17 protein-coding genes and 3 pseudogenes are annotated in these 22,583 nt (G+C 63.5%); 8 read left to right on the forward strand and 12 right to left on the reverse strand.

What is annotated here, in order from left to right; genetic code table 11:
• Positions 1 to 182: 182 nt before the first annotated feature.
• Complete coding sequence (locus BVH06_RS18540; RefSeq protein ID WP_075935053.1) at positions 183 to 1,649, forward strand: sodium:alanine symporter family protein; 1,467 nt, start codon at positions 183 to 185, stop codon at positions 1,647 to 1,649.
• 69 nt (positions 1,650 to 1,718) lie between these two features.
• Here the strand turns inward: BVH06_RS18540 and BVH06_RS18545 are convergent, their stop codons facing one another.
• Entirely contained in the window at positions 1,719 to 2,351 is a 633-nt protein-coding gene (locus BVH06_RS18545; RefSeq protein WP_075932003.1) for a LysE family translocator, read from the reverse strand.
• Between the two features lie 82 nt (positions 2,352 to 2,433).
• The gene (locus tag BVH06_RS18550) at positions 2,434 to 4,236 is read right to left on the reverse strand and encodes a GGDEF domain-containing phosphodiesterase (protein ID WP_075932004.1); all 1,803 of its coding nucleotides are present in this window, start codon (positions 4,234 to 4,236) and stop codon (positions 2,434 to 2,436) included.
• Between the two features lie 238 nt (positions 4,237 to 4,474).
• On the opposite strand from BVH06_RS18550, the gene BVH06_RS18555 reads away from it, so the two are divergent.
• Both BVH06_RS18555 and BVH06_RS18560 read left to right on the forward strand, forming a co-directional pair.
• Positions 4,475 to 5,260, forward strand: coding sequence for an ABC transporter substrate-binding protein (locus BVH06_RS18555; protein WP_075935054.1), 786 nt, complete (start codon positions 4,475 to 4,477; stop codon positions 5,258 to 5,260).
• A 122-nt stretch (positions 5,261 to 5,382) separates the two neighbouring features.
• Positions 5,383 to 7,890, forward strand: coding sequence for a PAS domain-containing protein (locus BVH06_RS18560; protein ID WP_075935055.1), 2,508 nt, complete (start codon positions 5,383 to 5,385; stop codon positions 7,888 to 7,890).
• A 15-nt stretch (positions 7,891 to 7,905) separates the two neighbouring features.
• Here the strand turns inward: BVH06_RS18560 and BVH06_RS18565 are convergent, their stop codons facing one another.
• Entirely contained in the window at positions 7,906 to 8,187 is a 282-nt protein-coding gene (locus BVH06_RS18565; protein ID WP_075932009.1) for a DUF1652 domain-containing protein, read from the reverse strand.
• A 351-nt stretch (positions 8,188 to 8,538) separates the two neighbouring features.
• Between BVH06_RS18565 and BVH06_RS18570 the strand changes: the two are divergent.
• The 3 genes and pseudogenes from BVH06_RS18570 to BVH06_RS18580 form a co-directional block, all read left to right on the forward strand.
• Positions 8,539 to 8,700, forward strand: a pseudogene (locus BVH06_RS18570) (general stress protein); the annotation flags it as partial.
• 449 nt (positions 8,701 to 9,149) lie between these two features.
• Positions 9,150 to 9,557 carry a DoxX family protein gene (locus tag BVH06_RS18575; protein ID WP_075935056.1) on the forward strand — a complete coding sequence of 136 codons (408 nt, stop codon included), beginning with the start codon at positions 9,150 to 9,152 and terminating at the stop codon, positions 9,555 to 9,557.
• A gap of 254 nt (positions 9,558 to 9,811) precedes the next feature.
• Positions 9,812 to 10,198: an NUDIX hydrolase gene (locus BVH06_RS18580; RefSeq protein ID WP_075932013.1), complete on the forward strand. Its 387-nt coding sequence runs from the start codon at positions 9,812 to 9,814 to the stop codon at positions 10,196 to 10,198.
• Between the two features lie 18 nt (positions 10,199 to 10,216).
• Here BVH06_RS18580 and BVH06_RS18585 read toward each other — a convergent pair whose 3' ends face one another.
• The 9 genes and pseudogenes from BVH06_RS18585 to BVH06_RS18620 all read right to left on the reverse strand — a co-directional run bounded on the left by BVH06_RS18585 (position 10,217) and on the right by BVH06_RS18620 (position 20,587).
• Positions 10,217 to 12,676 carry a PAS domain-containing protein gene (locus tag BVH06_RS18585; protein WP_075935057.1) on the reverse strand — a complete coding sequence of 820 codons (2,460 nt, stop codon included), beginning with the start codon at positions 12,674 to 12,676 and terminating at the stop codon, positions 10,217 to 10,219.
• Positions 12,677 to 12,845: 169 nt separating this feature from the next.
• Positions 12,846 to 13,730, reverse strand: coding sequence for a methyl-accepting chemotaxis protein (locus BVH06_RS26370; protein WP_371915304.1), 885 nt, complete (start codon positions 13,728 to 13,730; stop codon positions 12,846 to 12,848).
• Positions 13,704 to 14,921, reverse strand: a pseudogene (locus BVH06_RS26375) (HAMP domain-containing protein); the annotation flags it as partial. The gene BVH06_RS26370 and the pseudogene BVH06_RS26375, both read right to left, overlap by 27 nt.
• A gap of 247 nt (positions 14,922 to 15,168) precedes the next feature.
• Complete coding sequence (locus BVH06_RS18595; RefSeq protein WP_075935059.1) at positions 15,169 to 17,103, reverse strand: response regulator; 1,935 nt, start codon at positions 17,101 to 17,103, stop codon at positions 15,169 to 15,171.
• The gene (locus BVH06_RS18600) at positions 17,093 to 17,968 is read right to left on the reverse strand and encodes a sensor histidine kinase KdpD (RefSeq protein WP_075935060.1); all 876 of its coding nucleotides are present in this window, start codon (positions 17,966 to 17,968) and stop codon (positions 17,093 to 17,095) included. Before BVH06_RS18600 ends, BVH06_RS18595 begins: the two co-directional genes overlap by 11 nt.
• Positions 17,961 to 18,971, reverse strand: a complete 1,011-nt coding sequence (locus BVH06_RS18605; RefSeq protein ID WP_075935104.1) for an ATP-binding protein — start codon at positions 18,969 to 18,971, stop codon at positions 17,961 to 17,963. The genes BVH06_RS18600 and BVH06_RS18605 overlap by 8 nt, the downstream gene beginning before the upstream one ends.
• Positions 18,968 to 19,372: an anti-sigma regulatory factor gene (locus tag BVH06_RS18610; RefSeq protein WP_013790738.1), complete on the reverse strand. Its 405-nt coding sequence runs from the start codon at positions 19,370 to 19,372 to the stop codon at positions 18,968 to 18,970. Before BVH06_RS18610 ends, BVH06_RS18605 begins: the two co-directional genes overlap by 4 nt.
• Positions 19,369 to 19,731, reverse strand: a complete 363-nt coding sequence (locus tag BVH06_RS18615; protein ID WP_013790737.1) for an STAS domain-containing protein — start codon at positions 19,729 to 19,731, stop codon at positions 19,369 to 19,371. The genes BVH06_RS18610 and BVH06_RS18615 overlap by 4 nt, the downstream gene beginning before the upstream one ends.
• Before the next feature lie 4 nt (positions 19,732 to 19,735).
• Positions 19,736 to 20,587 carry an STAS domain-containing protein gene (locus tag BVH06_RS18620; RefSeq protein ID WP_075935061.1) on the reverse strand — a complete coding sequence of 284 codons (852 nt, stop codon included), beginning with the start codon at positions 20,585 to 20,587 and terminating at the stop codon, positions 19,736 to 19,738.
• A 340-nt stretch (positions 20,588 to 20,927) separates the two neighbouring features.
• On the opposite strand from BVH06_RS18620, the pseudogene BVH06_RS26380 reads away from it, so the two are divergent.
• Together BVH06_RS26380 and BVH06_RS26385 are read left to right on the forward strand one after the other, a co-directional pair.
• A pseudogene (locus BVH06_RS26380) lies at positions 20,928 to 21,716 on the forward strand (MCP four helix bundle domain-containing protein); the annotation flags it as partial.
• A gap of 57 nt (positions 21,717 to 21,773) precedes the next feature.
• The gene (locus tag BVH06_RS26385; protein WP_371915305.1) at positions 21,774 to 22,574 is read left to right on the forward strand and encodes a methyl-accepting chemotaxis protein; all 801 of its coding nucleotides are present in this window, start codon (positions 21,774 to 21,776) and stop codon (positions 22,572 to 22,574) included.
• Positions 22,575 to 22,583: the final 9 nt, after the last annotated feature.

Consider the following 22,583-nt stretch of genomic DNA (forward strand, 5'->3'; position numbering starts at 1 on the left):
AGCCCCCTCGCGCCGCTTCGTTAACCTGAACCAACCCGGCCCTTCCCGCCCTAACCAGTACCGCTGCAGGGAAAGGGAACCGGGCTGGCGTGGCCGGCTGGCAGCGTAATCGGGTTTGGGAATTTGGGCGTATTGCCCTATCCTCGCGCCCCTTCGAATAAGACGACCAAAGGAAGACGCCCGTGTCTGCGTTGCTCGATGCCTTCTCCGGCCTGCTCTGGACCTACCTTGCCATCCCCATGCTGCTGCTCAGCGGCATCTACCTGACCTACGTATGCCGCGGTGTGCAGTTACGGATGATTCCGGAAATGTTCCGGGTGATCCTCGAGCGCAACCATGGTGACAAGGAGGCGATTTCCTCCTTCAAGGCCTTCACCATTTCCGCGGCGTCGCGGGTCGGTACCGGCAATATCGCAGGCGTCGCCACGGCCATTGCCCTGGGCGGGCCGGGTGCGGTGTTCTGGATGTGGATGGTGGCGCTGGTCGGTGGCGCCACCTCGTTCGTGGAGTCGACCCTGGGCCAGCTGTACAAATCGGACAAGCAGTACCGCTACCATGGCGGCCCCGCCTATTACATCCAGCGCGCCCTGGGCTGGCGCTGGCTGGCGGTGGTGTTCGCGGTGATGATCAGCATCACCTACGGGCTGGTGTTCAACTCGGTGCAAGCCAACTCCATCGTCGACGCCATGCAGACCTCCTTCGGCGGTGAAGGCGGCAGCCGCGAGCTGGCCTGGGGCGTGGGCATCGCGCTGACCGTGCTGACCGGCCTGATCATCTTCGGCGGCGTACAGACCATCTCCAAGGTGTCAGTCACCGTGGTCCCGGTGATGGCGGTCATGTATCTGGGCATCGGCCTGGTGGTGATCATCCTCAATATCGGCGACGTGCCGGCGGTGTTCGCCGACATCTTCGCCCACGCCTTCGGCCTGCGCGAGATCGCTGGCGGCGGCATCGGTGCGGCGATCATGATGGGCGTGCGCCGCGGCCTGTTCTCCAACGAAGCCGGAATGGGCTCGGTGCCCAACGCCAGCGCCACCGCGTCGGTGTCGCACCCGGTCAAGCAGGGCCTGGTTCAGACCCTGGGCGTGTATTTCGATACCCTGATCATCTGCACCATGACGGCGCTGATCATCCTCCTCGCCGACCCGGGCCATGCTTACGGCGACGCCGCCCTGGGCGCCAGCCTGACCCAGTGGGCGCTGGCCGAGCAGCTCGGCGGCTGGGCGATCCATTACCTGACCTTCGCCATCCTGCTGTTCGCCTTCACCTCGGTGATCGGCAATTACTACTACGGCGAGTCGAATATCCAGTACATCTTCGGCAGCAAGCTGTACCTGAACCTGTTCCGCGTGCTGGTGATGGCCTTCGTGCTGATCGGCTCGGTGGTCAAGGTGTCGGTGGTCTGGGCCATGGCCGACGTATTCATGCCGCTGCTGGCATTGACCAACCTGGTCGCCATCCTGCCGCTGGCGGCAATCGCCGCGCGCCTGCTCAGCCACTACAACGCCCAACGGCGCAAGGGCGTGGAGCCGGTGTTCCACCGCGACGACATGCCGGACCTGAAAAACGTCGAGTGCTGGGACGGCAGCGACCATATCACCTGCGCAGAAACCTATAGCGAATCGGCCAGCAAGGCGCTGAAGAACTAGAGGCGAAGCAGCGCTGCTCGAACGAACGCCGACCCAACCCAGGTCGGCGTTCTGCCATCCGGCGCCAGCCTAGGCGGCCCGCACTGCCAGCAGCCGCACGCCCAGGCCGATGAACAGCGCGCCAGTCAACCGCTTGATCAGCGAAATCCAGGAGGCTCCACCAAGGCGCTTGCTGAAGCGAAAGGCGGTGTAGCAATACAGCGCGTGCACGCTGATGACCACGGCGGCGATGGTCAGGTACATGATGATGAACTGCCCCGTCACCGAACGATCCGCCTGCAGGAACTGCGGCAGGAAGGCGCACAGGAAGATCATCGACTTGGGATTGCTGATCGACACGAGAAACGCCTCGCCGGCGATCCGCCAGCTCGCGACCGGGCTGGCCGCAGGCGCCACCACGCCCGTGCTGGCGCCTGGCTGGCGGCCGAGCAACTGGCGAATCCCCAAATAGATCAGGTAGCCGGCGCCGATGATTTTCAGGGCCAGGAACGCCGTGGGCATGGCAACCAGCAGCGCGCCGACGCCCAGTGCAACCCCGGTAACGACCAGAAGTTGAGCACTCAGGTTACCCAGCAAGGTAGCGCCCATGGCGGCCGGCCCGTGGCGCAACGCGTTGCGCACCACCAACAGCACGTTCGGCCCCGGAGTGAGGGTGGTAGCCAGGTAGGCCAGGAAGAAGGTGAACCAGAGATGCAGGGCCATGGCGGCGGCTCGTGGGGGCTGACGAGCCTGATGCTAGCAGTAACCAAATAGTTCAGGCAGCGCTGAATTCAACCGAGGCGCTTCATGCCCGTTCCGAGCTGCTGATGGCGAACGAGCAGCGGCTCAGCCAGGCCAGCAGGTCAACCGCCTCCAGCGGCCGCGAAATATAGAAGCCCTGGGCTTCCTGACAGCCCCAGTCGCGAATCACCCTGAGGGTGTGTTCGGTTTCGATGCCTTCGGCGACCACCCGCTGGCCCAGTTCCTTGGCCAGGCTGATCAACGCACGCACGATGTTCCAGTCCTTCTTGCCAGGCTGCAGGTCGTCCATGAACGAGCGGTCGAGCTTGACCGTATCGGCGGGGATGTCACGCAGGTACGACCAGTTGCTGTAGCCGCTGCCGAAGTCGTCGATGGCGATTTCCACGCCCATGGCCTTGAGCCGCTCGATCTGGGTGATCACCACGGAAAAATCGCCGACCAGCGCGCTTTCGGTGAACTCCACTTCCAGGCACGAGCCGTTCAGCTCGTTGCGCGCCAGCAGGCGGACGATCTCGTCGGTCAGGTGGTCGTTGTTCAGGTCTTCGGCAGAGACGTTGATCGCCACCTTGAGATCCACACCCTCGCGGCGCCAGGCGTCGATCTGGCTGATCGCACTGTTGACCACCCAGAAGCTCACCGCGTGGATCAGCGGCGTTTTCTCGGCCAGGGGAATGAATTCGGCGGGGCTGATCTCGCCCAGGGTCGGATGCGTCCAGCGTAGCAGCGCCTCGACGGACAAGCAGACGCCGGTGTGCAGGTCGACGCGCGGCTGATACACCAGGCGCAGTTGGTCGTCGGCGCGCACCGCGTCGGCCAGGTCGTTGAGCAGACGGTTACTGCGTTGCTGCGCGGCGTCCATCTGTTCGTCGTAGTAGGCCCACCCCAGGCCCGAGATGCGCGCCTCATCGGCGGCGCAGACGATCAGGCGCATCCAGTCCCCGGGCACCGCACCGGCCTCCAGGCGCAGCACGCCGATGCCGATCTGCGGCAACACCGGCAACTCCTGGCAATGAATGGGCTTGCCGAACGCTTCGATCAGGGTGGCGAATACCGCTTTGGCCTGCTCCAGCTGGTCACCGGGCACGGCGCAGGCGAAGCGCAGCGCACTGATCTTGTATAGCTCCCAGCTGGCTGGCAGCAGGCTACGCAGGGTGTTTCTCACCGACAGGGTGAAATCGGTCAGGAACTGGAAGCCCAACGACTTGAGCATGTCATTGAGTTGCGCCGGCGACACCAGTTCGATCGCCACCGCCAATGGGTTGTCGCCCTTGTCGATCGACTCACTGATGTCTTCGTCCAGCTTGGCGTGGTTGTACAGCCCGGTAGTGCCGTCGATGAAGGCCGCGGTGCGCATCTCGTCCAGTCGTGTGACAGCCAGGCGAGCGATCTGCTGCAGCATCGCCATATCGGCGGCGGACATCGGCGGGCGCGGCTGGGTATCGATCACGCACAGGTTGCCGAGCACCAGCCCGCCCTCGAGCACCAGCGGCACGCCGGCGTAGTAACGAATGCCCGGCTCACCGGTAACCAGCGGGTTGCAGCGAAAGCGATCGTCCTGCTGAGCATCGCAGACCTCGACGCTTTCACCGATGGCCACGCTGTAGGCGCAGAAGGAGTCGGCACGCGGGGTTTCCTGCAGGTCGGTGCCTACCCGCGCACGGAACCACTGGCGCTTGCGGTCGAGAATGGTGATCAGGCAGATGGGGGTGTTGAAGTACAACGCAGCGATCTTCACCACCTCGTCGAGGAACGAATCGCTATTGCCTTCGGTGAGGCACGGGTGTGCGTCGATGAGGCGCTGGCGGTTGAGTTCGTTCAACGGCAAGGGTGGGTAAGGAGCCTGCATGGTCGTTCTCTCGGTTCTTGCGTACGGAAGCGGGTGCCGGAATCCCTTTCGCAGACCTTCCCGCAGATGATAACTAAATGACATCACAGCCAGTAGAGAGTTGCGCAAATCTTTGCAACCGTTCGGCCGATGAGAAGCCGACACATTGGCCGGCTTGCGGATATCAGACATCAGTCAAGGTATGGAGTGCGGTGAACGCGTAAACTGGCCACTCGACATGGATGTTCACGAGGTTCACATGGGACGTCGCCGCTTGCTTTACGGCTGCGTAGTGATGGCCGCTCTGTGGTGCAGTATCGGCCAGGCGCAGAGCCTGTCGGGCGGCACCGCGCAGTGGCCGCCCTACAGCTACCAGGATGAAAATGGCCGCGCCACGGGCATCGCCGTGGATGTGATGCGCCGGGTCATGGCGCAAAGCGACAACCAGATGGCGATCGTCTTCCTTCCGGTCAAGCGCCTCAACGCCCTGCTCGAGCAAGGCCGGCTGGATCTCAACTACGCCGACTCGCCGGTCTGGAACGCCCCGGATGCCGCCCAGCGCTTCGTCTATTCGCAGCCTTATCTGCAGGTGCGCGAGTACCTGTATTTTCTCGACGATCATCCGGCCCGTCACCTGCCCATCGAGCAATTGCGCGGGCTGCGTATCGGCATGGTTCGTGGCTACACCTATCGCAAACTGGACGCTGCCCTGAGAAGTGGCCAGCTGAGCAAGCTGGAAACCTCGCGCGACCGCGCCCTGCTCGACCTGCTGCTGCGCCGCCGGGTCGATGCCATCGCCCAGATCGACGACGTGTTCGATGATCAACTCGCTGCACGCGGGCTCAGCAGCAAAGGCTTCGTCCGTGGCGCCCAACTCAGCGACGCGCCGCTGGTGATCAAGCTGCAGCGCCAGCACGCCGAGCAGTTGCCGCGCCTCGATGCAGCGCTGCAGGCGCTGGTGCGTAGCGGCGAGGTCGAACGCATCCGCCGCAGCTATCTGCGTACGGCGCCCATCCAGCCTGGCAGAGCTACCGCTGAACGTTGAAAGCGGCGCGACAGGCGAAGCGGCGTGTGCACAGGTCGTCGAAAACGCCCAAATATGGCGGAACGCCGCAGCGTTTTGGCCGCTCTTAGCTAGTGCCTCGATTACTGCGCTCGCCTTATGATATGGATCAGTTGACCAAGCCAGCCCCCAAGCAAACCGTTGCCGACCCCCTGGCGTTCACCGCCAGCGGTGGAAAGATCGGCGACCTGCTGCGTCGGTTCGACGAAAGCACCTCGCCGCTGGGCGCCCTCGCAGATTGGTCGACGGCCCTGAAAACCCTGATGAGCACCGTGCTGCCGGTGAAGGCGCAGATCGTCCTGTTCTGGGGCCCGCAATACATCGCCCTGTACAACGACGCCTATGCCCCGAGCATTGGCAACAAGCACCCCCGTGCCCTGGGCCGGCCGGCGGTGGAGAACTGGACCGAGCTGTGGGACGACCTCGAGCCGTTGCTGCGCGGCGTGCGTGAAACCGGCGAAACTTTTTCGGCCAAGGACCGACCCTTCTACATCGAACGCCATGGCCGTGGCGAAGCGGTGTATTTCGATGTTTCCTATTCACCCGTGCATGAGGCAGACGGCTCGGTCGAAGGCGTGCTGTGCGTGGTCAATGAAACCACCCAGCGCGTGCAATTCGAGCGCCGCCAGGCGTTCCTGCTGGAATTGGGCCAGGCACTGCCATCGATCAGCGAACCGGCTCAGGTCGAAGCGCTGGTATTGCGCAAGCTGACCGAAGAGCTGAACGCCTCGCAAGTGTTCTTCGCCGAAAACCCGGGAACCGAAACACCACGTGCCACACCCGAGCAGCTCCTGCCGCGCTATGACCACGTGCAGAATCAGGTGCTGCTCGCCGGACACCCGCTCGTACTGGAGCGAACCGCCAGCTCACCCGCCGCACTGCACGTGCCGGTGGTGCGCCATGGCGCGCTCGATGCGGTGCTGGTGATCGAGCATGACGACAGCCACATCTTTTCCGACTATGAGGCCCATCTCGCTGAAGAGACCGCCAAGCTTGCCTGGGCGTGGATCACCCATGCGCGCGGCGAAGTCGCGCTGCGCCTGAGTTCCACGCAGTTGTCGGCGATGTTCGACCAGGCCGGTGCCGGTATCGCCGTGTGCGACGCCAGCATGACCCTGGTGCGTGTCAACGACCACTATTGCGAGATCGTCGGGCGCAGCCGCGCGCAACTGCTTGGTCAGAGCCTGCACGAGCTGGCTGAATCGGGCGAATGCGCGTCAGTCACCTCGGCCTGCGAATACAGCCTGCGCCACGGCCGCTCATTCGAGAACACCCGCTGCTACAGCCGCGCCGATGGCAGCGTGGTGTGGGTGCAGAATCATGTCTCGCCGCTGCTCGATGAACAACAGCGCGTCGCCGGCACCATCTGTGTGTGCGTCGATATCAGCGAACGGGTACGCGCCGAAGCGCAACTGCGCGAGCTGAACGAGTCCCTCGAAGATCGCGTCGCCACCATGGTGGCGCAGCGCGAGGCGGCCGTGGCGCAACTGCACGAAGCGCACAAGATGGAGATGGTCGGCCAACTCACCGGCGGCATCGCCCACGATTTCAACAACCTGCTGACGCCGATCATGGCCTCGCTGGAACTGATTCGCCGACGCCTGCCGGACGAACGCTGCACCAAGCTGGCCGACGGCGCGCTGCAGGCTGCCGACCGCGCGCGGATTCTGGTGGGCAGGCTGCTGACCTTCGCCCGCCGGCAAACCCTCAAGCCACAGCCCGTGGCCCTGTGTACGCTGATTCGCAACATGCGTGACCTGATCCAGCGCTCCCTCGGGCCGATGATCGAATTGCGCATCGATATTCCCGAGCGCATGCCCACCGTGTTCATCGACCCTCATCAGCTGGAGCTTGCGGTGCTCAACCTGGCCGTCAACGCCCGTGATGCCATGGGCGAAAGTGGCCGACTGAGCATCGCTGCCGAACTCGATGAAATGCCTGGTGAGAACGCCGCGGGATTGAGCGGCGGCCAATACGCCCGTCTGGTGCTCAGCGATTCGGGCTGCGGCATGGATGAAGAAACCCTGCGGCGCTGCGCCGAGCCCTTCTACTCGACCAAGGGCGTCGGCAAGGGCACCGGGCTGGGCCTATCCATGGTGCAAGGGTTGCTGGTGCAATCGGGTGGTGGTTTCGCCATCGACTCGGCGCCCGAGCACGGCACTCGGGTCAACTTGTGGCTGCCGACCACCGATGCGCCGGTCGTCTGCGAGAAGCCCGAACGCGATGAGGAGGTGCCGCGTGCGTCACGGCCCACCCATATCCTGCTGGTCGATGACGAAACGCTGGTGCGCGATACCACCAGCCTGCAACTGAATGACCTGGGTTATGAAGTGACCGAAGTGGAGTCGGCTGCGGCGGCCCTCAAGCTGATCGAAGAGGGCTTGCGCCCGGATGCGCTGGTCACCGATCACATCATGGAAAACAAGACCGGCGCCCAACTCGCCCAGGAACTGCGCCAACGCATTCCGGAGCTGCCGGTGCTGATCATCACTGGCTACGCCAACCTGACGCCGACCCAGATCAGCAGTTTCGACGTGCTGGCCAAGCCCTTCCGTCGCCGGGATCTGGCTGATCGGCTGGCGCAGCTGCTGCAAACGACCGGCTCAGGCTAAGCCAGCGCACCTTTTTCAGGCGCGAATGCCGCTTTGCAGGGCACTACGCTCACGGCTCGGCACATGCGTGGACTCCAGTACGGTCACCTGCTGGCGCAGGCGCAGCACGAGTTGCGATATGGAACGAGAGCTGGACAGTTCGCTGCGCTGAATGCCCTTGACGCCAAGCAACATCTGATCGCCACCGACAGCGCGGATTTGTACGGTCAAGGTGTCGTCGGCCTCGACAAGGCAGCGGCAGTTGAGCGGCAGAAAGGCAGATTCGATGATCTGCCGTTGTTCGAGAATTGACATCATCACAGATCACCTTTGGAGACTGAGTGGCAGATTGGTCGCGCAAGCGTGCAATAGCACGGTTCGGATCGACAACAACCATGCATTGGTGATGCCAGAAAGTTTTCCCAACGGAAACAAGGGTGTTCGAAATAATCGTCATGCACAATGCAATTAACGGCTCTTAGAACCCGGCATTTTGCATGCTCGCCCATCGCCATTGCGCGTAGCCATGCAAGCACTTCAATAGCAAAATGTGCCACTCGTCCTTTATTCAATTATTAACTTCGAACAAAAACCTTCGCCGCTAATTCGTATTTCCTGAGGTTTGCGTTATTCCCGAAAAACAAGGAGACGAAAATGGCTCACCGCAATCCAGGTAACTTTGCAAACGATCCAACCAAAGCGGCGGAAGCTGGCCGCAAGGGCGGAAAGAAAAGCGGTGGCAACTTTGCCAACGACCGAGAGAAAGCTGCCGAGGCAGGCCGCAAGGGCGGCCAGAACAGCCATGGCGGTGGCGGAAAAAAATCGTCTTGAGTGAGAACCGCCAGGCTTGATAGCGGGCCTGGCATTTACCAGTGTTGTGGTTGGAGATGATTATCGAGTCGTCCCACTCGAGAACTTATACAAAAGAGAACATTGCATAATTATCGAGTTAAATGGCACGCATGTTTTTCCGAACCCAAATAAACCAGCTACCCGCCATTGCACAACGCTAATCAATTAACCACCCTGTACAGCCATCATAAATGTACAGCTTTATAATAAACTGCATTTTTCTGTCGTATGAGCAGGCGCGCTCGCCGTAGAACTTCGGCGATGAAAAAACAGTAATCCAAATCCTTCCTTTTGTTGCATAACCCGCCACTCAGTTATCGCCATGCGTCGCGGCGCAGCGGGTTATTGGCCTGGCTGATCATCGAGCACAGCCATGCAAGACGGCGCTCTGCCACTTGCGCACAGTGAAGCCCCCCACAGGAGGCTCCATGAATACCGCAACCGCACTTCCCGCCCCTACCAACGATTGGGCGTTGCTGTTCCTGCGCGTGACCGGCAGCCTGGTGCTGATGCTCGTGCATGGCGTGCCCAAGGTGATCAACTTCCAGGCCGAGCTGGGTCTGATCGAGGATCCGTTCGGCCTCGGCCCGCACCTGACACTGAGCCTGGCGATATTCGCCGAGGTACTGTGCCCGCTGCTGATCATCACCGGCCCGTTCGCCCGGCTGGCCACGCTGCCGGTACTGGCGGTGATGCTGGTGTCCCTGGTGTTCGTCCATCCCGAGTGGAGCCTGGGTGAAGGGCAATTCGCCTGGCTGCTGGCAATTATCTTCACCACGCTGCTGATCGCAGGGCCCGGCAGGTTCTCCCTCGGCAAACGGCTGTCGTGGCAATGAGGTGCTTCGCGCTGATGTCGACGGCTGAAAAGCGACCCTTTGCGGTCGGCACCCGTGCACCAAACAGTAAATTGACGGGCCAAAGCCGTGATCGATTCGACACACGGCCGGCGCGGTGACTGAAATCCCTGGCGCAAGCGTCTACAGTGCGATTATCGGGGTATGAAAGTGGCGGCTGAATCAGAAAAAACAGTCCGAACTTTTTACCGCTCCAACACCCTGTATGAACACTGCAAACGACGTCCGGGAACACCATGCTCAAATCCGCCAAACACCGCGCCACCGTCATCTGCCACCAGCAGGGCAAAGTCCTGTTGGTGCGCAAGGCCGACGCGAAGTGGACACTGCCCGGCGGCAAGATCGAAGCCCATGAAGGGCCGGCCGAGGCTGCGCTGCGCGAGCTGAGCGAGGAAACCGGGCTGGACAGCCAGGCGCTGGAGTTTCTCGCCCTGCACGAGTTCGACAGCCGCCCCCATCACGTCTTTCGCGTGTCGGTACCAGAAACCCTGGCCGCGCGGCCGCTGAACGAAATCGCCGATTGCCGCTGGTTCTCGACCGTCGACCTGGACAAGGCGATCAAGAAATCCGCACGCAAGCTGCTGGAACTCTACTTCCCCGCCAACTCCAGCGAACCGGCCTGATCGATTGCAACCCCGGGCTCAGACCTGGCGGTCACCCTCGATCATCTCGTGAATGCGGTTGGCGATCGCCTGCATGGTGAAGGGCTTGGTCAACAGGCGCATACCCGGCTCCAGATGGCCGTTGCCGATCACCGAGTTCTCCGCATAGCCGGTGATGAACAGCACCTTCAGATCCGGCCGCTCCAGACGAGCCAGATCGGCCAGTTGCCGGCCGTTCATGCCGCCGGGCAGGCCGACGTCGGTGACCAGCAGATCGATGCGGGCATCCGACTGCAGAATTCGCAAACCTGACGCACCGTCACCGGCTTCCAGGGTGGTGTAACCCAAGCCCTCGAGCACTTCCATGACCAGCATGCGAATGGCCGGCTCATCGTCGACGACCATCACCGTTTCACGGCCGGCACTCTGCTCGTCGGCTTCCGGCTCGGCGGGCTCGGCGTCCACCTCGTCACTGCCGTAGAGGCGCGGCAGGTACAGGCACATGGTGGTGCCCTGGCCCACCTCGGAATAGATGCACACCTGGCCCCCGGACTGGCGTACGAAGCCGTAGACCATCGACAGCCCCAGGCCGGTGCCCTCGCCTATCGGCTTGGTGGTGAAGAACGGCTCGAAGGCGTGCTCGATCACTTCCTCGCTCATGCCGGTGCCGGTGTCCGTCACGCACAGCGACACGTACTGGCCCGGCGGCACGTTGCGGCCGCGCGCCGCGTAGTCGTCGATCCACTTGTTGGCGGTCTCGATGGTCAGCCGACCGCCCTGAGGCATGGCATCGCGAGCGTTGAGGCACAGATTGAGCAAGGCGTTTTCCAGCTGCGGGCCGTCGATGAAGCTCGACCATAGCCCCGCAGCCAACACCACTTCAGTGGTGATGTGCGGGCCGACGCTGCGGCGCACCAGCTCTTCCATGCCGGTGACCAGGCGATTGACGTTGGTCGGCTTGGGGTCCAGGGTCTGCCGGCGCGAGAACGCCAATAGTCGATGGGTCAGCGATGCGGCACGCCGCGCCGCGCTCTGCGCCGCACTGACATAGCGATCGAGATCGCCCAGGCGCCCCTGGCCGAGGCGCATCTGCAGCAGCTCCAGCGAACCACTGATGCTGGTCAACAGGTTGTTGAAGTCGTGAGCGATGCCACCGGTCAGCTGGCCTACCGCTTCCATTTTCTGCGACTGACGCAGGGCGTCCTCGACCACCCGCAGGCGCTCCTGCTCCTGCAGCCGCTCGGTGATGTCGTAGACGAACTGGTAGGCGCCGATCTGCCGGCCTTCGGTATCGTTCAAGCGGCTGAAATGCATCTCGAAATGGCGGGTTCCCTGCTCGTTGTCCAACGGCACCACCACCTCGAACTCTTCACCGGCCAGCGCACGTTGCCAGGGGCCGAGCACGGCTTCGAGGTGTTCGGGCTGATCCTTGAGGGCCTCCTGAAAGTTCTCGCCGATCTGCGGGCGGGCGCCGAACACCCGCTCGTATTCGCGCATGCCCGAGCCATTGATGGCGATCCAGCGGTAGTCGAAGCCCATGATGAAGATCAGCGCGTCGGCACTGTCCACCACGCCGGCCAGCACGCGACGCGCCTCGTTGGCATCGCGTACCCGCGCTTCCAGGGTTTCGTTGAGCTGGCGCAGCGACTCCTCGGCCTGCTTGCGCTGGGTGATGTCCTGAAACAGCACCGCTACCTGCTTACGGCTGGCGGGGCCGACGCGAAAGGCACTGATTTCCAGGTGCCGGCCGGTGGCGACCAGTTCCTGCTCGAAGCGAATCGACTCGCCGGTGTGCAGCACATGGGCATAGCGTTCGACCCAGCTGTCGGCTTCCTCGCCGACCATCTCGCGCAGTTTCTGCCCGACCACGTTACGGATGCCGGCGTGCTCGGCGTAAGCCGGATTGGCTTCGATATGCACGTAATCGCTGAGCGGGCCGTGAGGGCCATCGAAGAATTCGATGACGCAGAACCCTTCATCCATGGTGTTGAACAGGAATTCGTAGCGCTCACGTTCCTGGGCGAAGGCATGCTCGACGCGGCGCTGCTCGGCGACGTCGATTTCCTGAATGAACAGGCCTTCGACCCGCCCCTGGGCATCGAACTGCGGCTGGTAGCTGAAATCCAGCTGCTGCCCAGGCCGGCCCGGCACCTCGAAATTGCGGGCACGCACCGCACGGCCGCGCCGATAGGCCTCTTCGAGCAGATCGATGAATCGCCGCGCCATACGCCCACCCAGCACCTCCCGCGCCGGTTGACCGATCACCTCGCCGAGGCCCAGCAGACGCTGGTAAGCCGGGTTGATGGACTCGAACCGCAAGTCGGCGCCGCGCAACACGGCCATGGCGGCCGGCGCCTGCTCGAAGATCTGCCCGAAGTGTTCTACGCCAGCCGTGCCCAGGCCGGTGCCAGCAGCAGCCAGACGGGCCTTGAGATCGGCATTCTCTGCCTCGAGCGTCTGCAACCGCTGCCGAAGCGCTTCGGCGTCATCAGATATCACGATAGATCCCAAGCTGGCAGAGAAAGGAGGCGGAGCGAGGCGCCATTGAAGCCTGTCTGGTGGTTTTTTGCTACCGGCCCGCCATTTAAATTCACAGCTGGCCGCAGTGCTCCGTGGCTGGGGTGACGCGCGGTTGCCCGCGCGCCAATGCCCGCTCAGCGGTGGTGTTTCACGCCAGTTTGAAGCGGTTGACCTGGGCTTGCAGGTCGGCGCCCAGGCGCGCCAGATCGATGCTGGCAGCCGAAGTTTCCTCGGTAGCCGCCGACGACTGCTCGGCCACGTCGCGGATGCTCGACACGCTGCGATTGATCTCCTCGGCCACCGAACTCTGCTGCTCGGCGGCAGTGGCGATCTGCTGGTTCATCTGCTGGATTTCCGAGACTGCCGCATTGATCGCGCTCAGGGCGCCGTTGGCCTGCTTGGCCGCGTGCACGGTGGTTTCCGCCTGGGCGCAGCTCTGCCCCATCATGGCCACGGCTTTCTCAGCGCCGCTCTGCAGATTGCTGATCAAGCCCTCGATCTGCTCGGTGGACTCCTGGGTACGCCGCGCCAGGGCGCGAACCTCATCGGCCACCACGGCGAAACCGCGACCCGACTCACCAGCCCGCGCTGCCTCGATGGCCGCGTTGAGGGCCAGCAGGTTGGTCTGTTCGGCGATACCCTTGATCACGTCGAGCACGGTGCCAATGTTGCCGCTGTCATGTTTGAGCGACTCGATGGCGTGGGCCGAATCCTCGATGGACACGGCCAGTTTCTCGATACGCGCCACCGCCTGCTGCACGGTCTGCTGGCCTTCCTGGGTCTGCTCGTCGGCGTTGCGGGCGTATTCGGCGGCCGATTCGGCGTTGCGCGCCACGTCCAGCACGGTAGCGGTCATCTCGTTCATGGCGGTGGCCACCTGCTCGGTTTCCATGCGTTGCTGAGCCACCCCGGCGCTGGTCTGTTCCGTCACCGCAGACAACTCCTCGGCCGCCGTGGCCAATTGCGCAACGCCGTTGCCCAGGCGCCCCAGTAGATCGCGCAGGCTCTGGGTCATGTCCTGCATGGCCTGCATCAGTTGGCCCAGTTCGTCGTGGCGATCCGGCACGATATCGGCGGACAAGTCGCCATTGGCCACCTGCTTGGCCACACCGACCACACGCTGCAGCGGGCCGACGATCAGGCGGGTGATCAACAGCGCGCACAGCACACCAAGGACGAAGGCGATGGCGGCGGCACTGAATAGCAGTGTCTTGGCATTGCTGGCGTCGCTGTTGAGCAAACCGAACTGAAGCGCCAGGGCCTGGTTCGAGGAGTCCGCAACCTGACGGGCGCGCTGGGTCATGTCGTTTTCGGTGGTGGCGTAATCGGCAACTGCCTTGCGCATGTTGCCGAACTGTTCGTTGTACTGCTGCAACTGGACCAGCGCGGCTTCGACATCCGCCTGGTCATCGGGGTTGCCTAGCGAGCGAGTGAGGATCAGGCCCTTTTGCTGCAGCGACGCGAAATGCTGCTGCAGCAACGTGGCGTATTGCTCGTCCTTGCGCAGCAGAAAGTCTTTTTCCCGACGGCGTGCCTCGAGCAGCTCCACGGCCAGTGCATTGGCCTGGTTGGCTTGATCGAGCACATCGATACTGGCCTGATCCCCCGTCAGACGAATTTGCTCGACGGCCGCCTTGCGCAGACGCTCTTCCAGGGATGAGAACTTCTCAAGGGCGGCCCGCGCCGCGTTTTCCATGGCCGCCTGCGCCGAATGACTGTTCGCGGTGGCCTGTTTGAGGCTCAGCAGCTCATCTCGGTAGCCCTGCACATCGCCCTGAATCTTGCGCATCAGCTCCTTGTTCTGCGGGCGCTGCATCTGGTCTTCGCTGGCTTTGGCCTGTTGCTGGATCTCGTCGGTCATGGCAAGTGCCTGCTGCATGTACTTGTCGTCGTCACGCAGGATGAAGTTCTTCTCCTGCTGACGCGCCTGGGTCAGCTTGGCATCGATGCTGCTGACCCCCAACAGCACGTCGAAACGCCGCAAGGTGGTCTGCAAGGCCGACTGCCCCACCCAGACGATGACCAGAGTAATGGCCAGAATCAGACCAAAACCGACGAACAGCTTCTTTCTGACGCTCATGTCGAGCAGCAAGTTAGAGAAGGACATATGCAGACTCCCTGGATATTGCGATAAGGCCAAAGCCCTTTGGTCACGCGCCCTCCGGCGCATGCAGCAAGCGCAGTGGAAGCCGGCCGTGCGGAGGCGGCGGTTTTCCTGCGGCATGTCCAACACTATCGGCGGGCAGATATGAAACTGTAAGTTTTGTAACCATCCATAACCAGAGCACACGGCTCCAGCGGCTTCCAGGGCCAGCACAAAGGTGCTCCGGGACAGGGAATCGCGCGCTGTATCCGCCTGGCGACGGATTGCAGCAAAGCAGTGGCGCGGCGAACCGGGCGACGCCGGCCAGCGTGGTAGACACCCGGAGCCATCGACGACGGCCCCGCGCTCGCCAGGCAGCGAGCGTCGATCAGTGCTCGGGAAGCGAGGCCCGCACCTTCTCCAGCAGCTCGTTCATCTTGAACGGCTTGGCCAGCAGTTCCATACCGCTGCTCAGAAACACCTCGCGGTTGATGGCCTTTTCGGCATAACCGGTCATGAACAGGATCGGCAAGCCCTTGTGCAGGGCGCGCGCCCGCTCGGCCAGTTCGCGGCCGTTCATGCGCGGCAGGCCCACATCAGTGAGCAACAGGTCGATCTGCGCAGCGCTCTGCAGGTGCACCAGGGCAGTTTCCACATCACCGGCCTGAGTGCAGCGGTAACCCGCCTCTTCAAGCACTTCAGCGACGAAAGCGCGCACCGAGGGCACGTCCTCGACGATCAGCACATGCTCGCCGGCACCACGGTAATCCGACTGTTCGGCGCTGCCCTGCTCCAGCAGCGGCTCGCTGCTGACCGGCAGCATAACGGTCACTTCCGTGCCTCGCCCTGGCGCACTGCGGATGCCCGCGTGCCCACCGGACTGACGGGCGAAACCGTAGATGGTCGACAACCCCAGGCCGGTGCCCTGGCCCACCGGTTTGGTGGTGAAGAACGGGTCGAATACCTTGTCGATCAACGCGTGCTCGATGCCGGTACCGTCATCGCGCACCGACAGGGCGATATAGGCGCCGTCGGCCAGATTGGGATCACCACTGAAATGGGCGGTGTAGGTGGCCACCCAGATGTGGCCGCCCTGGGGCAGCGCATCGCGGGCGTTGATCACGAGATTGAGCACCGCACTTTCCAACTGGCTCGGGTCGACCAGAGCGATCGATGGCTTGCCGTTGAGCTCCAGAGTCAGGGAAATCTGCTCGCCGATGGTGCGCACCAGCATTTCTTCCAGCGAACGGATACGCTCGTTGACGTCCACCGCACGATTATCCAGAGGCTGCTTGCGGGCGAAGGCCAGCAGGCGATGGGTCAGCGCCGCCGCACTCATCGCCGAGTTGAGTGCCGCATCGGTATACAGCTGCACGCGATCCAGGCGGTGCTCGCCGACCCGCTTCTGGATCAACTCCAGGCTGGTGATGATGCCGGTGAGCATGTTGTTGAAGTCGTGGGCGATTCCGCCGGTGAGATTGCCCAGGGCTTCCATCTTCTGCATCTGCAACAGCTGCGCTTCGGTACGCGCGCGCTCGGCCACTTCGTAGGCCAGCTGGTTGGTGGCATCGTCCAGCTGGGCCTTGTGCAGGCGCTCACGGCGGCGATGTTCGGTGACGTCCTCGACGAACACCAGGCTCAGGGCCGAGTCCCGATAGGGCGACACCTGCCACTCGGTTTCCCGCGCCTCGCCGTGTACCTGCATGGTCAGCGAGCCCTTCCAGCGCTCGCCAGCCGCGAGCCGCGCGCGCAGCTCGTCGAGCATGCTCGCCTGGTCGTCGGCGAAGCACCGGCGTAGGCCCTCCTCGCCATCGATCAGTTGGGCGAAGGCGTGGTTGCACTCGTGCACCGCCAGGTCGGCATCCAGCACGGCGATGGGCGCGCTGACGTTGACGAATATCTCGCGAAAGCGCGCCTCGCTGGCGCGCAGGGCGTCTTCGGTGATGCGCACGCGCAACAGCGTGCGCAGCGTGGCCAGCAGTACGTCCGGGTCGACCGGGTGCACTAGGTAGGCGTCGGCTCCCGCTTCGAGGCCGGTGACGATGTCGCCGGTCTGGATCGACGCGGCGGACACGTGGATCACCGGCAGCAGCGCGGTACGCGGCTCAGCCCGTAGAGTGCGGACGATATCGAAGCCGCTCATGTCCGGCAGGTTGACGTCGAGGATCAGCGCGTCGATGGCCTCGCTGCGGATCAGCGCCAGGCCGTCGCTGCCGGTTCCGGCTTCGAGCACCTGGTAACCGTGACGCTCCAGGCGCCGACGCAGGGCATAGCGGGTGGCTGCATTGTCGTCGACGATCAGGACACGGCTGTCATTGCTCATCGGCGACCTCGGCGGCAATGGCCAGCGGGATGGTCACCGAGAACACCGAACCCACGCCCGGCTCGCTCTGCACAGCCACCTCGCCGCCGAGCAGCGCCGCGAAGCGCTTGCACAGCGACAGCCCCAGGCCGGTGCCGCGCAGGCGCTTCTGCAGCGGCGAGTCGATCTGCGAGAAGTCCTCGAACAGGGCGTCGTGCAACTCGGGGGCAATGCCGATGCCGGTGTCGCTGACCGCGAACCGTATCCGGTCATTGCCTTCCAGGCGCGCCGACACCCGCACTTCACCGCGGGTGGTGAACTTCAGCGAATTGGAGATGAAGTTGCGCAGGATCTGCGCGAGCTTCTTGTCGTCGGTATAGAGGCGCGGCAGGCCGACCGGTTCTTCGAAGATCAGGTCCACCGCGCGGGCATCGACTATGGGTCGAAACATACCGCGCAGCGCCGAGAACAGGTCGAGCATGTCGAACCAGGCCGGCGAAATGCTGATGCGCCCCGCTTCGATCTTGGCCAGGTCGAGCAGGTCGTCGACCATGTCGCTTAGCTCGCGTGCCGCCGTGCTGACGAAGGCGACCTGACGGTGCTGCTCATCGCTCAGCGGGCCATCGAGTTCGTCGCTGAGCAGGCTGGTGATGCTCAGGATCGAGCCCAGCGGGGTGCGGAACTCATGGCTCATGTAGGACAGGAAGCGGCTCTTGAGGTCAGACGCCTGGCGCAGCTCATCGGCCTGGTTGTCGAGCTCGGCGTACAGGGCTAGCACGCCCTGGTTGGTTTCCTCGAGCTCTTCGCGCAGTGCGGCGCTTTCGCTGCGCAACTGGGCGATCAGCGCGGCCTGCTCGGTGTGGCTGAGGTTTTCGGGTTCAGCCATGGATGGCCTCCAACGCGATGACCACGACCGTGACATCGTCACGGCCGCGGCAGAAATCTCGGTGCAGCACGGCGGCGATCACCGCCGGGTGACGATAGGCCAGGCCCGGGTAATCGTTCAGATTCCAGCGCGACTGCAGGCCGTCGCTGTGCAGAATCAGCAGTTGCCCGGTCACCTGCTCGAAGTCGAACGGCTGCGCCTTGCGGTACTGGCCGCCGACGATGCCAGGATGCGATGCCAGGCCACGCGACTTGCCGGCGCTGATAAGGTTGGCGGCGATGTTGCCGATCCCGACGAAGCGCAAATGGCCGCTGTCGAGCTGGGCCTGGGCGACGGCCACGGCGCCGCCGCGGGTGCCGTGCATGGCGCGGTGCAGGTCATCGATCAACAGCAATGGGTCATTGAACGGCCCCTGGGCGAAGGTTTGCGTACAGACCTCTGCCGCCTGCTGCGCTTCTTCACCATGGCCCAGCCCGTCGACCACCAGCGCGCTGACGGCGTTTTCGCCGAGCACCAGGTACCAGCCGTCGCCGCAGGCCGGGTCGCCGTTGAGCGCGTGCTGGCTGACGCCGAACGGCAGGTCGGGCTTCTTGGCCGAACGTGGATAGAAGCGCGCCAGCAGCACGGCGCCGCGGGCATCGGCGTAGGCGTCGAAGACCTCGGCCTGACGGCTGATCGCGCCGAGGCCGATGCCCTGGGTGCCGCCTGTGGAATAGCCGTCGGTCAGGCAGGCATCGAGGTCGAAGCCGGCGGCGCGGTCCACGGCGACGATCTCCACCCCGGCGCCATTGCTGCGCGGCAATACGCGCAGATGCAGCTCGCCACGCCCGGCATGCTTGAGCAGGTTGCTGGCCAGCTCCGTGGCCACCAGCGCCACCCGCCCGGCATCGGACGCGTCGAAGCCCTGCCCCTCGGCCAACTTCTGCGCGGTGCGTCGGGCGTGGCCGACCTGGCTGTCGTCGTCGATGGGCAGCACCTGGGTGACGCTGCCGCTGATGTTCATGTCCATCGGGTAATCGTGATCCTGGTGCCTTTGCCCGGCTCGGTGTCCAGTTCGAATTCGTCGACCAGGCGCTTGGCGCCGGTAAGGCCGAGGCCCAGGCCGTTGCCCGAGGTCCAGCCGTCGGTCATCGCCAGCTTGAGGTCGGCAATGCCCGGCCCTTCGTCGCGAAAGACCAGGCGCAGGCCGACGCGGGTGCTGTCGTCGAGCACCTGCCAGTCCATGTCGCCACCGCCGCCATAGACCATGGTGTTGCGTGCCAGCTCGCTGACCGCGGTGACCAGCTTGGTCAGATCGATCAACCGCATGCCGCACTCGGTGGCCAGCTTGCGGGTGGTCTGGCGGGCCAGCACCACGTCCTGCTCGATGGCGATCGGCTGGGTACCACTGCTGCGTACGATCATCGCCGCGCCACCCGCTCACGCAGGCGCTGCATGCCGCGCTCGACATCCAGCGCGGTGCTGACGCCCGGCAGGGTCATGCCCAGTTCCACCAGGGTAATGGCCACCGCCGGCTGCATGCCGACCAGCATGGTCTCGGCATCCATGATTCGCGAGAGGCCGGAGATGGTGCCGATCATCCGGCCGATGAACGAATCGACCATGTCCAGCGCGGAGATGTCGATCAACACGCCGCGAGCCGACGTCTTGCTGATCAGTTCAGCGAGATCCTCTTGCAGGGTCAGGGCCAGTTGGTCGTGCATGTCGACCTGGATGGTCACCAGCAGGAACTCACCCATTCGCAAAATCGGAATGCGCTCCATGGGCTTACACCATTTTGTCGAGGCTGACGCCCTGGCGGCTCAGCGCCAACTTCAAGGCATCGGCCAGGTTGGCCTTGGTGCTCACACCCTGCAGGTCCAGGCCCAGGTGCACGATGGTCTGGGCGATCTGCGGGCGGATGCCGCTGATGATGCAGTCGGCGCCCATCAGGCGAATGGCGGTCACGGTCTTGAGCAGGTGCTGGGCGACCAGGGTGTCGACGGTCGGCACGCCGGTAATGTCGATGATGGCGATTTCCGAACCGGTGTCGACGATGCGTTGCAACAGCGACTCCATCACCACCTGGGTGCGCTGGGAGTCCAGGGTGCCGATCATCGGCAGTGCCAGGATACCGTCCCACAGCTTGACCACCGGGGTGGACAGCTCCAGCAGCTCTTCCTGCTGACGCTTGATCACCGCCTCGCGGGATTTCTGAAAGGTGCGGATGGTGTGCATGCCCAGGTTGTCGAACAGCTCGGACACGTCCAGCAGTTGCTGTGCCTGCTCTTCCGGCCGGTCGCGGTAATGACGCTGCAGCAGGGCGAACAGCGGGCCCTTGAGGACGAAGATGAAATTGGCGGTCTGGTGCGAATCATGGCCCAGCAGTGCGCGGCTGGCCGACAGACGCTCAAGGAACTGGCGTACCTTCTCCCAGTCCGGTGTGGCGATGTTCGAACCACCCTCGCCCTCCAGAGCAGCCAGGGTCAGTTGCAGAAACTCGGCGGTCTGCTGATGCAGCTCCTGCTCCTTGATATTGCGGGTCGCGCCACTGGCCTCCAGGCCCTTGCTCCACTCATCCAGCAATTGCGCCTGGTTGTTCTTGATCGCCTGGACGGTGCCGGTCTGCAGTGCTGCCATGAGTCAAAACTCCTAAACGGATACAGGCCGACTTTTCTGATCGGCGTGAGAAAGTGACAGTGAGGGGTGGCAATAGTTGGAGCAGGTTTTGGCCGCGAATAGTACGGGTAAACAGGTGGCGTGCAGAAGCGCAAAACACCGTTAAAGTGACATCATCCGCAACGCCGCGGACCGGCGCTCTGACGGCTCATTCAAACGTAGTTGGAAAATTTTCTACAGCCTGCTCTGCGGTGCTGTTTTCCGGGCATCCGTACAACTTTCCGAGCGGTCAGAAATGATGGCGCAGCAATCTTTAAGTGACCGTATACTGGCGCCACTCCAATGACATGGAACTAGACCCATGCGCCTCGACACGCTGACACTCAAGACCCGACTGATCATCGCAGTGGCCATCCCCTGCATCGCCCTGGTTCTGGTCGCGGTGACCAGCCTCAACAGCATGTCGAACATGCAGAAAGAGGCCAGCGCGCTCTACCTCAATACCTCCGCCCCAATGCGGGCGATGGCCGAAGCCGCCTCGCGCATCCCGCGCATGCGTGTCGGCATCGACATGATGCTGCTGCAGGAGACCGCTCTGCGCGACGAACGCGGCGTCAAGACCCGTGTGCAGGAAGCGCTCAACGAAGACATTCCCGGCATGCGCGAAGCCATGCGCAATGCTGTCGAGGCCCAGGTCAACCCCGAGCGCCGCGCCCAGGCGCAGCGCTTGCTCGACCAGTTCGAAAACATGGTCAGTGGCGAGCTAACGCCGATGCTGCAGGCGCTCGACACCGGCGACATGGCCCGCGCCCAGCAGATTTACCGCGATCAGTACGCCAAAAGCTACGGCGTGATGCGCGGCGGCGCCAACGAGCTGCTCGACGCCCTGCTGCAACAGGCCGAACAGCAGAACCAGCGCAGCACCGACAATTATGAAGAAGGCCGTGTACGGCAGTTGGCGATCATCGCCCTGGGCCTGCTGGTATCGTTCGTCGCCTCCTGGCTGATCGTTGCCAACCTGCGTCGTCGCGTCTCCACGCTGCAGAGCAGCCTGGGCAACGCCGCCGACAACCTGGCGCTCAATGCCCGCATCGAGCTCAGCGGCAGTGACGAGCTGAGCGACATCGCCCAGAGCTTCAACCGCTTCCTGGAACGGGTGCACGGCATCATGCAGCAGTTGGCCGGCAATTCCCGCCAGCTCTCAGCCATGGCCAGCGATGTAGCCGAGCGCGCACGCCTGACCCAGAGCAACTGCGTGGCCCAGAGTGACCGCACCGTGCAGGTGGCCACCGCCATCCACGAGTTGGGTTCGACGGTCAACGAAATTGCCGGCAACGCCGAGAACGCCGCCCAGGTAGCCCGCGAGGCGACCGGCTACGCCAATGGTGGTCGCGAAGTGGTGGACCAGGCCAACCGGCAGATCGACGCGCTCAGTGGCGAGCTGGAGCAGACCGCCAAGGTGGTCGGCGAACTGGCCGGGCAGATCGAGGCGATCAGCGCGACCCTGGGCACCATCCGTAGCATTTCCGAGCAGACCAATCTGCTGGCCCTCAACGCTGCCATCGAAGCGGCCCGTGCCGGTGAGCAAGGCCGCGGTTTCGCCGTGGTGGCCGACGAGGTACGCACGCTTGCCAGCCGCTCGGGCGCTTCCACCGAAGAGATTCAGAAGGTCATCGACCGCCTGCAGGCCGAGTCACGCTCGGCAGTCGAAGCCATGGCCAAGGGCCGCCAGCAGAGTGAACGAGTGGTCGAATACGCCGGCAAGGCCTCCGAGGCACTGGAGCAGATCAACGGCCATATCGGCCAGATCAGCGACCAGAACATCCAGGTCGCCACCGCCACCGAGGAGCAGTCCGCCGTGGTCGAGGAAATCAACCGCAACGTCGAGCAGATCAACCAGTTCACCCAGGAGACCACGCAGATCGCCGACCAACTGAACGACGCCAGCAGCAACCTGCAAGACCTGTCGCGCCAGCTCGACGAACTGGTCGGCAACTTCAAGCTCTGAGCCCGTTGC

Origin of the sequence: Pseudomonas sp. PA27(2017) (genome assembly GCF_001945445.1) — a bacterium.
GTDB lineage: Bacteria > Pseudomonadota > Gammaproteobacteria > Pseudomonadales > Pseudomonadaceae > Aquipseudomonas.